Annotated in this window: 15 protein-coding genes and 1 pseudogene; 8 read left to right on the forward strand and 8 right to left on the reverse strand. The window is 67.0% G+C overall.

What is annotated here, in order from left to right:
* The 5 genes from ACRDUX_RS02215 to ACRDUX_RS02235 form a co-directional block, all read left to right on the forward strand.
* The coding region (locus ACRDUX_RS02215) for an MFS transporter (protein WP_526410585.1) at positions 1 to 718 on the forward strand (718 nt) is incomplete at its 5' end.
* A gap of 55 nt (positions 719 to 773) precedes the next feature.
* Positions 774 to 1,055, forward strand: coding sequence for a phosphoribosyl-ATP diphosphatase (locus ACRDUX_RS02220; protein ID WP_526410587.1), 282 nt, complete (start codon positions 774 to 776; stop codon positions 1,053 to 1,055).
* A 26-nt stretch (positions 1,056 to 1,081) separates the two neighbouring features.
* Positions 1,082 to 1,933, forward strand: coding sequence for an ATP phosphoribosyltransferase (gene hisG, locus ACRDUX_RS02225; protein ID WP_526410612.1), 852 nt, complete (start codon positions 1,082 to 1,084; stop codon positions 1,931 to 1,933).
* 24 nt (positions 1,934 to 1,957) lie between these two features.
* A complete protein-coding gene (locus ACRDUX_RS02230) occupies positions 1,958 to 2,461 on the forward strand; it encodes a DUF4126 family protein (RefSeq protein WP_526410589.1) in 504 nt (167 codons plus the stop codon).
* A gap of 9 nt (positions 2,462 to 2,470) precedes the next feature.
* Entirely contained in the window at positions 2,471 to 3,850 is a 1,380-nt protein-coding gene (locus ACRDUX_RS02235; protein WP_526410591.1) for an FAD-containing oxidoreductase, read from the forward strand.
* Here the strand turns inward: ACRDUX_RS02235 and ACRDUX_RS02240 are convergent.
* From ACRDUX_RS02240 to ACRDUX_RS02260, 5 genes are read right to left on the reverse strand one after another with little or no spacing between them, the layout of a single operon-like run.
* On the reverse strand, positions 3,801 to 4,454 hold the full coding sequence (locus ACRDUX_RS02240) for a flavodoxin family protein (protein WP_526410593.1): 654 nt from the start codon (positions 4,452 to 4,454) through the stop codon (positions 3,801 to 3,803). The two genes, ACRDUX_RS02235 and ACRDUX_RS02240, sit on opposite strands and share 50 nt — an antisense overlap.
* Positions 4,451 to 4,966, reverse strand: coding sequence for an SRPBCC family protein (locus ACRDUX_RS02245; RefSeq protein WP_526410595.1), 516 nt, complete (start codon positions 4,964 to 4,966; stop codon positions 4,451 to 4,453). The genes ACRDUX_RS02240 and ACRDUX_RS02245 overlap by 4 nt, the downstream gene beginning before the upstream one ends.
* Entirely contained in the window at positions 4,963 to 5,280 is a 318-nt protein-coding gene (locus ACRDUX_RS02250) for an ArsR/SmtB family transcription factor (RefSeq protein ID WP_526410597.1), read from the reverse strand. Before ACRDUX_RS02250 ends, ACRDUX_RS02245 begins: the two co-directional genes overlap by 4 nt.
* 54 nt (positions 5,281 to 5,334) lie before the next feature.
* Complete coding sequence (locus ACRDUX_RS02255) at positions 5,335 to 6,129, reverse strand: acyl-CoA thioesterase domain-containing protein (RefSeq protein WP_526410599.1); 795 nt, start codon at positions 6,127 to 6,129, stop codon at positions 5,335 to 5,337.
* Entirely contained in the window at positions 6,126 to 6,998 is an 873-nt protein-coding gene (locus tag ACRDUX_RS02260; protein ID WP_526410601.1) for a RecB family exonuclease, read from the reverse strand. Before ACRDUX_RS02260 ends, ACRDUX_RS02255 begins: the two co-directional genes overlap by 4 nt.
* A 74-nt stretch (positions 6,999 to 7,072) precedes the next feature.
* Here ACRDUX_RS02260 and ACRDUX_RS02265 point away from each other — a divergent pair, with 74 nt between their 5' ends.
* Positions 7,073 to 7,903 (forward strand): class I SAM-dependent methyltransferase, encoded by an 831-nt coding sequence (locus tag ACRDUX_RS02265; RefSeq protein WP_526410603.1) that lies wholly within the window; start codon positions 7,073 to 7,075, stop codon positions 7,901 to 7,903.
* Here the strand turns inward: ACRDUX_RS02265 and lppK are convergent.
* Together lppK and ACRDUX_RS02275 are read right to left on the reverse strand one after the other, a co-directional pair.
* Positions 7,900 to 8,412, reverse strand: coding sequence for a lipoprotein LppK (gene lppK, locus ACRDUX_RS02270; RefSeq protein ID WP_526410604.1), 513 nt, complete (start codon positions 8,410 to 8,412; stop codon positions 7,900 to 7,902). The two genes, ACRDUX_RS02265 and lppK, sit on opposite strands and share 4 nt — an antisense overlap.
* A gap of 26 nt (positions 8,413 to 8,438) precedes the next feature.
* Entirely contained in the window at positions 8,439 to 8,936 is a 498-nt protein-coding gene (locus tag ACRDUX_RS02275; RefSeq protein ID WP_526410606.1) for an MTB12 family secreted protein, read from the reverse strand.
* Between the two features lie 145 nt (positions 8,937 to 9,081).
* On the opposite strand from ACRDUX_RS02275, the gene arc reads away from it, so the two are divergent.
* Complete coding sequence (gene arc, locus ACRDUX_RS02280; RefSeq protein ID WP_526410608.1) at positions 9,082 to 10,881, forward strand: proteasome ATPase; 1,800 nt, start codon at positions 9,082 to 9,084, stop codon at positions 10,879 to 10,881.
* Positions 10,882 to 10,900: 19 nt separating this feature from the next.
* Entirely contained in the window at positions 10,901 to 11,626 is a 726-nt protein-coding gene (locus ACRDUX_RS02285) for an SDR family oxidoreductase (RefSeq protein WP_526410610.1), read from the forward strand.
* An 18-nt stretch (positions 11,627 to 11,644) separates the two neighbouring features.
* On the opposite strand, the pseudogene ACRDUX_RS02290 reads toward ACRDUX_RS02285, so the two are convergent.
* Positions 11,645 to 12,349 (reverse strand): annotated as a pseudogene (locus ACRDUX_RS02290) (hypothetical protein); the annotation flags it as partial.

The raw sequence follows: 12,349 nt of genomic DNA on the forward strand, positions 1-12,349 counted from the left end.
GGAGACCCTTGAGCGCGAAGACAAGCCGTCCTGGCGCGACCTGAAGAAGCCGACCGGCGGCATCTACGGCATCGTCTGGGTGGGCCTCGGACTGTCGGTCTTCCAGCAGTTCGTCGGCATCAACGTGATCTTCTACTACTCCAACGTGCTGTGGCAGGCGGTGGGATTCAGCGCCGACGAGTCAGCGATCTACACCGTGATCACGTCGGTCATCAACGTGGCGACCACGCTGATCGCCATCGCGCTGATCGACAAGATCGGCCGGAAACCGCTGCTGCTCATCGGCTCGTCCGGGATGGCGGTCACCTTGATCACCATGTCGATCATCTTCGCCAACGCAGAACTCGTCGACGGCAAGCCGAGCCTGGCCGGTGCATCCGGCGTCATCGCGCTGATCGCCGCGAACCTCTTCGTCGTGGCATTCGGCATGTCGTGGGGACCGGTGGTCTGGGTACTGCTTGGCGAGATGTTCCCGAACCGTATCCGGGCGGCGGCGCTGGGCCTGGCGGCAGCCGGACAGTGGGCCGCCAACTGGGCCATCACGGTGTCCTTCCCGGGATTGCGTGACCACCTTGGCCTGGCATACGGGTTCTATGGGCTGTGCGCAGTGCTGTCCTTCCTGTTCGTCTGGCGGTGGGTCCAGGAGACCAAGGGAGTCTCGCTGGAGGACATGCACGGAGAGATACTGGCCACTCGGAAACCCACGGCGAACGCCTGACGGCGGGCAAGTCGCGGCGGCCCGCTGAAACCGCCGTGACTCCGCCGTCGTCGGCGTGAAACAATCGGCGTCCGTGAAGACCTTCGACGCGTTGTTCGCCGAACTCAGCGAGCGCGCGCACACCCGACCCGCAGGCAGTGGCACCGTCAAGGCCCTGGACGGCGGCGTGCACGGGCTTGGCAAGAAGGTCCTCGAGGAGGCCGGCGAGGTGTGGCTGGCCGCCGAACACGAAGGTGACGACGCGCTGGCGGGTGAGATCAGCCAGCTGCTCTATTGGACGCAGGTCCTGATGATCTCGCGCGGCCTCACCCTCGACGACGTCTACTCGAAGCTATGAACGATTCATCGGCGAACGGCTCGACGATGCTGCGCGTGGCAGTCCCCAACAAGGGCGCCCTCAGCGAGTCCGCCGCGGAGATCCTGTCCGAGGCCGGGTATCGCCGTCGGCGCGACCCCAAGGACCTGACCGTCGTCGACCCGACCAACAACGTGGAGTTCTTCTTCCTGCGGCCCAAGGACATCGCCATCTACGTCGGGTCGGGGGAGCTGGACTTCGGGATCACCGGCCGCGACCTCGCGCAGGAATCCGACGCTCCCGTGCAGGAGCGGCTGGCGCTTGGCTTCGGATCGTCGACCTTCCGCTATGCAGCCCCTGCCGGTCGGGACTGGGCGATCGCCGACCTCGCCGGTCAGCGGATCGCCACCGCATACCCGAACCTGGTCCGAAAGGATCTGGCCGCCAGAGGCATCGACGCCACCGTGATCCGCCTCGACGGTGCGGTGGAGATCTCGGTGCAACTCGGCCTGGCCGACGTCATCGCCGACATCGTCGGGACGGGCCGCACGCTCGGTCTGCACGGTCTGCATGCCTTCGGTGAGGCGCTGTGCGATTCGGAGGCGGTGTTGATCGAACGCGCCGATCCCGACGTGTCGACGGCCTCCGCTCGCGACCAGCTGGCAGGCCGGGTGCAGGGCGTGGTCTTCGGGCAGCAGTACCTGATGCTCGACTACGACTGTCCGCGTGACGTGCTCGACCGCGCCACCGCGGTCACCCCTGGGCTGGAGTCGCCGACCATCGCGCCGCTGGCCGACCCGGCGTGGGTTGCCGTCCGCGCGTTGGTGCCCCGCCGCGACGTGAACGGCATCATGGATCAAATCGCGGCCATTGGAGCGAAGGCGATCCTGGCCTCAGACATAAGGTTCTGCCGCTTCTGACCCAGTGATGCTAGCGTCCTGCTCATGACGCATGCGCTGGTCCTTCTCCTTGCGCTCCTCATCGGTGTCGTCGCGGGTTTGCGGGCACTGACGCCCCCCGCCGTCGTCGCGTGGGGCGCTGCACTCGGATGGCTGTCCGTCGACGGCACGTGGGCCCAGTGGGTCGGCCATCCGATCACGGTCACCGTCCTCACGATCCTCCTGGTGGTCGAACTCGTCACCGATCAGCTGCCGTCAACGCCGAGTCGCACTGTCCCAGCTCAGTTCATCGCGCGACTCGTCACCGGCGGCTTCGCGGGTGCGGTCGTCGGCGCGCCGATCTGGGATCAGGTGAATCAGCACGGCTACACCTTCAGCGCGTTCGGAGCCGGTGTCGTCGGTGCGGTGCTCGGCACCATGGGCGGATATCAGGCGCGGCGCAGGCTGGTCGCCGCCGCCGGCGGCCGCGACCTGCCCGTCGCGCTGACCGAGGACGCGATCGCCGTCCTCGGCGGCTTTGCGATCGTCGCTCTCGCCGCGGCCCTGTAGATCCGTTCCATGGCAACGAGATACGACGCCATCATCGTCGGTGCGGGACAGGCCGGACCACCGCTTGCGGGCCGGCTGACCGCCGCGGGCCAGACCGTCGCGGTGATCGAACGCAAGCTCGTCGGCGGGACGTGCGTCAACTACGGCTGCATTCCGACCAAGACGCTGGTGGCCAGCGCGCACACGGCGCACACCGCCCGGCGTGGTGCCGAATACGGAATCGGCACCGGAGACGTCACGGTCGACATGGCAAAGGTGAAGGCGCGCAAGGACGAGGTCATGCTCGGCGACCGCCATGGCGTGGAGTCGTGGCTCGAGGGCATGGACGGCTGCACGCTCATCCGCGGCCATGCGCGCTTCGAGGGTCCACACACCATTCGGGTCGACGATCACGTGCTCGAAGCCGACCGGATCTTCCTCAACGTCGGCGGTCGTGCGATCCCGCCCGAGATCCCGGGCCTTTCCGACGTCGACTACCTCACCAACGTCGGCATCCTCGATCTCGACGTGGTTCCCGAACACCTCGTCATCATCGGCGGCAGTTACATCGGTCTGGAGTTCGCCCAGATGTACCGCCGCTTCGGTGCCCGCGTCAGCGTCGTCGAGAGAGGCCCGAGGGTGACGGCGCGCGAAGACGAGGACGTGTCCGCCGCGATCCAGGAAATCCTCGAGGCCGAGGGCATCGACGTCCACGTTGGGGCAACCCAGATGCGGATCGTCAAGCACGACAACGGGTCCGGCAGCTTCGATCTCCATCCCCGCGACGGTGCCGAGCCGATCTCCGGCACGCATCTCCTGGTGGCGACCGGCAGGCGCCCCAACACCGATGACCTCGGGCTCGACGTCGCAGGGATCGAGACGGACGCGCGCGGCTACGTCAAGGTCGACGACCAGCTCCGCACCACCGCCGAGAACGTCTGGGCGATGGGCGACTGCAACGGCAAGGGCGCCTTCACCCACACGTCGTACAACGACTTCGAGATCGTCGCCGCGAACCTGCTCGACGACGACCCCCGCCGGGTCAGCGACCGCCTGCCGACCTATGCGCTCTACATCGACCCGCCGCTCGGCCGGGCAGGAATGACGGTCGACGAGGTCCGCAGGTCAGGCCGCAAGGCGCTGGTTGGCAAGCGGCCCATGACCAAGGTCGGACGCGCCGTCGAGAAGGGCGAGACGCAGGGATTCATGAAGGTCGTCGTCGACGCCGAGACCGACGAGATCCTCGGCGCAGCGATTCTCGGCGTTGGCGGCGACGAGGTGGTCCAGGACATCCTCGACGTGATGACGGCGAAGCTGCCCTACACCGCGATATCGCGGACCGTGCACATCCATCCCACGGTCAGCGAGCTGGTACCGACGATGCTGCAGGAGCTGAAACCGATCGATTAGCTTGCGCTGCAACCCGTCCCGAAGCGAGTTGCCGGGTCACCACGGCGACGCGGTGCCCGAGATGCTCGCAGGTTCGCACGTCGGCGGGATGTACCCGGTCGGGATCGGCGTCGACATCGGTCTGCGTGCCCGCACCCAGCCAGAAGCCAAGCCGGTTCAGGTCGTTCTCGCTGCCTGCCTTGCTGTTCCAGCCGGCGCCGAGTCCGAGGTTGACCCAGTGCATGTGATGCTGGGCGGCGAACACCGCCAGCGACACCAGGGATTGAAGTTTGTCGCCGCTCTTGGCCCCGGAGTTGGTGAAACCCGCAGCCACCTTGTCGCGCCACGTCCCCTCGAGGCAACGCCTGCCGGTCTTCTCGGCGAAGGCCTGAAAACCCGCAGACACGTTCCCCATGAAAGTGGCACTGCCGAAGATGATGCCGTCGGACTCGTCGAGCAGGGTCCAGTCGGAGTCGGCCATGTCGTCGACGGCGAGCACGTGCACAACGGCTCCGCCCGAACGGGCCCCTGCCGCTACCGCATTCGCCAGGGTTGCGGTGTGTCCGAACCCCGAGTGATAGGCGACCGCCAGGGTGACGTCGGGGCGAGGGTCGGTGTTGGTCACGAGCTTCTCCTCATCGTTGGGTGGGGCGACACGCCGGAGATCGCCTCGTAGCGTTGCGCCCAATTGGGCATCGGTTCGCCGGCCAGAAGCGCCTCGAGTCGATCGAGGAAGGCGTGCGTGCCGGAGCGGAAGCCGGTCGCGTTGGGCACGCTGAGCCCGCGGTGGCTGAACCGGAGCAGCGTTCCCGTGCCGTTGGATTCGAGTTCGTAGCGGACGACGCCAGGCTCGACGATCGGTTGGTGCCACTCGTGCTCGAACACGTGGGGCGGGTCCCAGATCAGGATCCGTCCCGTCATCCGCTTGAGGTCCGGTGGCAGCTGCGGCCCGGCTGCCACGGTCTCGATGCTCCCGCCCTCGCGGGGCTCGATGAGCGTCTTGCCCATCCACCGGTCGCGGTGCTTCGGATCGGTGATCGCCGACCACACCCGCTCGACCGGATACGGCAGGTGTCGCTCGAAGTGCAGGACTGCGCGATCCCCCTCGACGGTCAGGCGCCCTTCGCCGCGGCTCACGGCGTCTCCTCGACAGTGGACTCCAGATGTCGCTCCAGCGCGTCGAGATGCTCGCCCCAGAAGCGGCGGTACCGGTTGAGCCAGTCGTCCATCTCGACGAGACCGTCGGCGCGCAGGGCGTAGATCCGGCGCTGCGCATCGGAGCGCACCTCGACGAGACCGACCTCGCGTAGTACCCGCAGATGCCTCGACACCGTGGGTTGAGTCAGGCCGGGCAGGGTGGAGACGAGCTCGCCCGCCGTACGTTCACCGCCGCTCAGCGCGTCGAGAAGTGTCCTGCGATTGGGCTCGGCGACGGCCTCGAATACGTCCACCTCTCGAGCATGTCACTTCATCTATATAGAGGCAAGTCTATATTCAGGATGGTGTCACTGGCGCTGGACCAGCAGCGTCTGCGCCGACGTGCCGATGAACCCCCGGCGATCGAAGATGTCTGCAGTGGTCACCCCGATCCCGTCCGGGCCGATGGAGCCGCGGGCCCGGATCGCGAAGTCGTTGCCCGACGGGAGGCGGTGCAGGTGGATGGTCGTGTCGGTGTTCATGAAGACGAACTCGTTCGGGTCCAGTGCCGCGCCGACGCCGTTGGCCGAATCGGCGACCAGGAGCAGCCGCTGCAGCTCAGTGGTCTCCTCGGAGTCCACCAGGGGCACCATCGGACTCATCCACGCCACCGCGGCTCCGCCGTCATCGGGCTGAGTGCGCCAGCTGACCGTCTCGAGATAGCCGGGGGCGCCCGCCCAGCCGTGGGCGTGGGGCACCATTTCCCCCTCGACGAGCGGGGGATGGCGATCGGTCGCGACGTCGCCGGTGTCCGAGGGTGCGAGCAGCCACGCGGTGACGCGGGCGACCGCTCGCTCGTCGGGCCCGGCGGGCGACATCTCGGCCGCCATCAGTGAAATCCTGGCGCCGGGACGCATCACCCAGGCCCGAACCTTGACCGGAGCTACCGGGATCGCGCCGAGGATGTCGAGGGTCACCCGCCCGATACGCAGCCTCGATCCGCCCCGAGCCACCGCCAACTCCTCGATGGCCTTGGTCATCAACGCCAGCGGTGGTGATCCATGCTGAATCTCGGCATTCCAGTTGCTGGCGGTGCCGACGGTCGATTCGAACAGCTGGTGATCTCCGTCGACTCCGAGCCGACGGTAGTAGCAGTCGATCACGCCGCGGGCTCCGCGGGTTCCGACGGCGAGGGCCAACCCGGATAGGGGGGCGGGGTGCCGCCGAAGGTCGGGCAGTGTTCGTGATGGGCGCACCAGTCGCAGAGCCGCGATGGCTTCGGGCGGAAATCGCCTGTGACGCCTGCGGATTGGATGGCCTGCCACATCGCCATCAACGTCTTCTCGAAGCGGACCAGCTCGTCGAGGTCGGGCGTGTAGTCGAGCACTTGACCGTCGGCGAGATACAGCAACCGCAGGCGCGCGGGCAGCACGCCGCGGGACCGCAGCAGCGCCACCGCATAGAACTTCATCTGGAACATCGCCTTCGCCTCGGCGAGCTCGCGGGTCGCAGCGGGTGCCCTGCCCGTCTTGTAGTCCACCACCCGCATCTCACCGGTGGGGGCGACGTCGATCCGGTCGACGAACCCACGCAGCAGCGTGCCGTCGGAGAGCTCGACCTCCACCCGCTGCTCGCAGCTCTCCGGGTCGAACCGCGTGGGATCCTCGAGCCGGTAGTAGCCGGACACCAGGGCGCGGGCCTCGTCGAGCAGCTTGGTCCGCAGCGCGGGTTCCATGTCGTCGGCGAACTCGGGGTTCGACGCGGCCACCTCTTCCCAGGCGGGCTCGACGAGGGTCATCGCAGTATTCGGCACCCGGCTGGCCGCGGGGAGTGCGTACAGGCGTTCCAGCGCGCCGTGCACTACCGATCCGCGCACCTGTGCAGCCGACGACGGCTCCGGGAGCCGGTCGATGGCGCGCAAGCGGTAGAGCAGCGGGCACTGCTTGAAGTCGCTGGCGCGCGACGGTGACAGGGCCGGACGTCTGACCGGCCCACCGGGCGCAGCCGCTGCTGCAGGCGCGTCGTCACTCATGGGCCAAGCGTAGGTTCGCGCTCCGACAACCCCAAGCTTCAGGTCCGGCGGGTCTGCTGGCAGGCTGAACCGCTGTGAAACGCACCGGGCCGTTCGACGTCGGCGATCGTGTCCAGCTGACCGACGCCAAGAGCAGGCACTACACCATGGTGCTCGCGCCCGGTGGCGAGTTCCACACCCACCGCGGCGCCATCACCCACGACTCCGTGATCGGGCAGCCGGAGGGCTCCGTGGTGAAGTCGGCCAACGGTGACCCGTTCCTGGTGCTGCGTCCCTTGCTCATCGACTACGTGCTGTCGATGCCTCGCGGGGCGCAGGTGATCTATCCGAAGGACGCCGCCCAGATCGTGCACGAGGGCGACATCTTCCCCGGCGCCCGGGTTCTCGAGGCAGGCGCTGGCTCCGGTGCGCTCACCTGCTCGCTGCTCCGTGCCGTCGGCCCCGAGGGCACGGTGACGTCCTACGAGCTGCGCGAGGACCACGCGGTGCATGCGGAGCGCAACGTGGAGACGTTCTACGGGGAGCGCCCGCCCAACTGGGACCTACGGATCGCCGACCTCAACGACTACGACGGGTCCGAGGTCGATCGGGCCGTGCTCGACATGCTGGCGCCGTGGGAGGTGCTCGAAACCGTGGCGGCGGCCCTTGTCTCCGGCGGAGTGCTGATGGTCTACGTGGCGACGGTGACGCAATTGTCGCGGGTGGTCGAGGCCATGCGTGAGCAGTTGTGCTGGACAGAGCCGCGGGCGTGGGAGTCGCTTCAGCGCGGCTGGGACGTCGTCGGCCTCGCGGTGCGTCCGCAACATTCGATGCGCGGCCACACGGCGTTCCTGGTCAGTGCCCGCAAGCTCGCGCCGGGCACGGTGACACCCGCGCCGTACCGCCGCAAGAGGCCAATGCCCTAACGGGGCGGCGTTGCGTCCACCAAGGGCAGCAGCTGATCGGCCGTGCGCTTGCTGAGCTGCCACGTGTCGCGTACCGGAGTGAACTCCATGGGGAACGTGAACGGCTTTACCTGGGGGTTCGGCGAGCCGATCGTGACGGTGGCGGTGACGTGGCCAGGCTGTCCCGACCACGCCAGATCCGCTGCGTCGACGGTGAGCGGGTCGAATCCACTGGCCTTGAGCGCCTCGCCGTAGTTGGCCAGCGCAGCCTCGTCGTCGCTGGTGGCGTACTGCACCAAGGCGATCTTTTGCTCAGCGGGAATCGAAGTGTCCGCGAGTCGGTAGAGCACGCCCGTCAGCTGATCGGCCGGAGGCAGGGGAGCGGGCGCAGGCGTGGACGGGAGTGAGGTATCCAGCGCCGGGGGTTGACTCGGTGGTGGCGCCGAACGAGGTTCGTCGGCGCACCCGGCAAGCCCGAGCGCCGCCACCAGGGTGACGGCGCTCAGGACGGCTGCTGGGGTGCTGCGCACCAGACGAGACTCAGTCAGGAAGCTGGTCAGCTCGCGGACGACAACAGGGACAGGGCGGACTGTTTCGACAGCTGCCACCCGGTCGGGCTGGGGCCCGAGATGAACGTGACGGCTTGGGTCCGGCTGACGCCGTTGTTCGCCGTGGCGGTCACGTTCGCGGTCGCGCTCCCGCCGTCGGAATCGACGTCGGCGACGTCGAAGCTCAGCGGGAACAGGCCCTTGGCCGCCGCCTTGCTGTACTCACGGTCCGCGGCGATGCTTTCGATCCGGCCCAGACCACCCTCGATGTAAGAGGCCTTGGCGCCAGCGAAGGAGCCACCGCCTGCCAAACCGTTCAGGGTCTGCAAGAGGGGCGCCTGGAGATCTGGCGCGGGTGCCTGCGGGAGCGGGATGCCCATCACGACCGGCTCGATGGCCGACGGCGCGCCCGAGCTCGCGTTCGATGCAATGGAAGTCACACCACCCGCTGCTGCGGCTACGACGGCAGCTGCTGCCATGCCGGTAACGAGGGTTTTCAGGATCACGGCTGTCCTTTCAATAGGGCCAACTCATCTCAGAGGCTAACAGTGTTGCTGGTGTGTCGAATTCCTACACCGCACACAAAGGCTGAATCGCCGGTAGCGTTGAAGGTGTTACTGCACCAACTTTCGGTGCGGGGAGGGGCGCAACATGAGTGAGTCAGAGCCCATGTCCAGCGAGGACGCTGCCGAGTTGGAAGAACTGCGTCGTGAAGCTGCCGCGCTTCGCGAACAATTGGAGCAGGCGGTAGGGCCGGACAGTGGCCTTCGCAGCGCGCGGGACGTCCATCAGCTCGAGACACGCATCGACTCCCTTGCAGCGCGCAACGCCAAGCTGATGGACACCCTCAAGGAAGCCCGTCAGCAGTTGCTGGCGCTCCGCGAAGAGGTCGACCGCCTCGGACAGCCGCCCAGCGGCTACGGCGTGCTGTTGCTCGCCCACGAGGACGACACCGTCGACGTGTTCACGTCCGGCCGCAAGATGCGGTTGACGTGCTCGCCGAACATCGAGGTCAAGGAACTCAAGCAGGGCCAGACGGTTCGTCTCAACGAGGCGTTGACCGTGGTCGAGGCAGGCAAGTTCGAAGCTGTCGGCGAGATCTCGACACTGCGCGAGATCCTGAACGACGGCCATCGGGCGCTCGTCGTCGGACACGCCGACGAGGAACGCATCGTCTGGCTCGCCGAACCGCTGGTGGCCATCGAGGACCTGCCGTCGCAGGTCGATGAAGGCGTCGACGACGACCTTCGTCCCCGCAAGCTGCGGCCCGGCGACTCCCTGCTCGTCGACACCAAGGCCGGTTACGCCTTCGAACGCATCCCGAAGGCCGAGGTCGAGGACCTCGTGCTCGAGGAAGTGCCCGACGTCAGCTACCACGACATCGGTGGCCTGACCCGCCAGATCGAGCAGATCCGCGACGCGGTGGAGCTGCCGTTCCTGCACAAGGACCTCTACCGCGAGTACTCACTGCGGCCGCCAAAGGGCGTGCTGTTGTACGGCCCTCCCGGTTGCGGCAAGACTCTGATCGCCAAGGCCGTGGCCAACTCGCTGGCCAAGAAGATGGCCGAGGTGCGCGGGGAGGACGCCCGCGAGGCGAAGTCGTACTTCCTCAACATCAAGGGCCCGGAGCTTCTGAACAAGTTCGTGGGTGAGACCGAACGCCACATCCGGCTCATCTTCCAGCGGGCCCGTGAGAAGGCGTCCGAGGGCACCCCGGTGATCGTGTTCTTCGACGAGATGGACTCGATCTTCCGCACCCGGGGTACGGGCGTCAGCTCCGACGTCGAAACCACCGTCGTCCCACAGCTCCTGAGTGAGATCGACGGCGTCGAGGGCCTGGAGAACGTGATCGTGATCGGCGCCTCCAACCGCGAGGACATGATCGACCCGGCGATCCTGCGGCCCGGCCGCCTGGACGTCAAGATCAAGATCGAGCGGCCTGACGCTGAAGCAGCACAAGACATCTTCAGCAAGTACCTCACCGAGAACCTGCCCGTGAACGCCGACGACCTCGCCGAGTTCGGCGGCGATCGCGCACTGACGATCAAGACGATGATCGAGAAGATCGTCGAGCGGATGTACGCCGAGATCGACGACAACCGGTTCCTGGAGGTCACCTACGCCAACGGTGACAAGGAAGTCATGTACTTCAAGGACTTCAACTCCGGCGCCATGATCCAGAACGTCGTCGATCGCGCCAAGAAGTATGCGATCAAGTCGGTGCTCGAATACGGCCAGCACGGGCTGCGGATTCAGCATCTGCTCGACTCGATCGTCGACGAATTCGCCGAGAACGAGGATCTGCCCAACACCACCAATCCCGATGACTGGGCCAGGATCTCGGGCAAGAAGGGCGAACGGATCGTCTACATCCGCACGCTCGTCACCGGCAAGAGTTCGTCGGCCAGCCGTGCCATCGACACCGAATCGAACCTGGGCCAGTACCTCTAGGCGGCTCTATATTGTGACGATGGCCAACAGGGTTGTCGTCATCACGGGTGCCAGCAGCGGGATCGGCGAGGCGACGGCACTGCGTCTCGGAGCCGAGGGTTACCGGGTGGTGCTTGCCGCCCGACGGACGGATCGTCTCGACGAGGCGGCGGCGCGGATCACCGCCGGTGGTGGCACCGCCGTCGCGCGGGCCGTCGACGTGACGGACCGCGACGACGTCAAGGCGCTCGTCGATGGCGTGGTCGCCGAGTTCGGCACCGTGGACGTCTTCGTCAACAACGCGGGCGTCATGCCACTGTCGCGACTCGACGCGCTGCTCGTCGACGAGTGGAACCAGATGATCGACGTCAACATCAGGGGTCTGCTGCACGGCATCGCTGCCGCGTTGCCTCAGTTCACCATTCAGGGCGGTGGCCACTTCGTCACGGTCGCGTCGATCGGGGCGCATGAGGTCGTCGCGACCGGTGCGGTCTACTGCGCCAGCAAGTATGCGGCGTGGGCGATCACCGAAGGACTGCGGCAGGAAAGCGACCCGAGCATCCGCGTCACCACCATCTCGCCAGGTGTCGTCGAGTCCGAACTCGCCGATGTCATCAGCGATCCCACCGCCAGGGAGGCCATGCGCAGCTACCGCGCCGTCGCCATCCCGGCGGACGCGATCGCCTCGGCCATCTCGTATGCGATCGGCCAGCCGCCCGACGTCGACGTCAACGAGATCGTCGTGCGACCGGCCGGGCAGCGCTAGGCCGGCAACACGTCATGTTCAACGTCCTTCGTAGACGTGCGCCCGGTAGCGGTTGCGGGCGACGAGGGTCAGGCGCAGGTCGTCGACCAACGGGTCGAGGAACTCCTTGCGGTACTCGCCGTCGCCGACCGCGCGGGCGCTGACGTACATGAAGGTCAACGCTCCCAGGAACATCGTGACGTGGATCAGAGCCTGCGGAACCGGCAGGGTCATGCCGAACCAGGTGCCCTGATCGGACCCGTTGGCGGTCCACGTCGCCAGCACCTCCGGACTGAGCACCAGCAGTCCAAGCACGAAGAAGATCGCCGCCGTCACGACGGCGACGGTTGCGATCTGGGTGATCTGAGAAGCCATCACGACGAAGATCACGTTGGCCCGTTCCCCGCGGCGCAGCGCGTCGCCCACCTCCTGGTCGGGCATCGCGGCGAACGGACTTTCGGCGAGGCGCCCGGCGTCGGGTTCGCGGGTACTCCTGCTCTCCAGCACCGGTCGCGCGCGCTCGATCACGCCGCTGAAGAGGAAGGCGACGGCGATGAACGCCATGAAACCGATCACCAGCCACATCCGGTCGCGGCCGATCTTGGTCGCCATCGACCAGACGAAGCCGTTGAAGAACACCAGCACGGTGAGCAGCACGACCGGCAGTGCCCTGGTGACCAACGCGCCGGCGCTGGCCAGATTCGACGCCGTCAGCCGCACCGCCCACCCGAGCACCGAGCCGAG

This window comes from Mycobacterium sp. (assembly GCF_050701675.1).
Taxonomy (GTDB): domain Bacteria; phylum Actinomycetota; class Actinomycetes; order Mycobacteriales; family Mycobacteriaceae; genus Mycobacterium.

Excerpts from the sequence above, each read along its gene's own strand:
- arc (WP_526410608.1), top strand. The coding sequence starts at position 9,082 with ATGAGTGAGTCAGAGCCCATGTCCAGCGAGGACGCTGCCGAGTTGGAA.
- ACRDUX_RS02235 (WP_526410591.1), top strand. The coding sequence starts at position 2,471 with ATGGCAACGAGATACGACGCCATCATCGTCGGTGCGGGACAGGCCGGA.
- ACRDUX_RS02285 (WP_526410610.1), top strand. The coding sequence starts at position 10,901 with ATGGCCAACAGGGTTGTCGTCATCACGGGTGCCAGCAGCGGGATCGGC.
- hisG (WP_526410612.1), top strand. The coding sequence starts at position 1,082 with ATGCTGCGCGTGGCAGTCCCCAACAAGGGCGCCCTCAGCGAGTCCGCC.
- ACRDUX_RS02230 (WP_526410589.1), top strand. The coding sequence starts at position 1,958 with ATGACGCATGCGCTGGTCCTTCTCCTTGCGCTCCTCATCGGTGTCGTC.
- ACRDUX_RS02260 (WP_526410601.1), bottom strand. The coding sequence starts at position 6,998 with ATGAGTGACGACGCGCCTGCAGCAGCGGCTGCGCCCGGTGGGCCGGTC.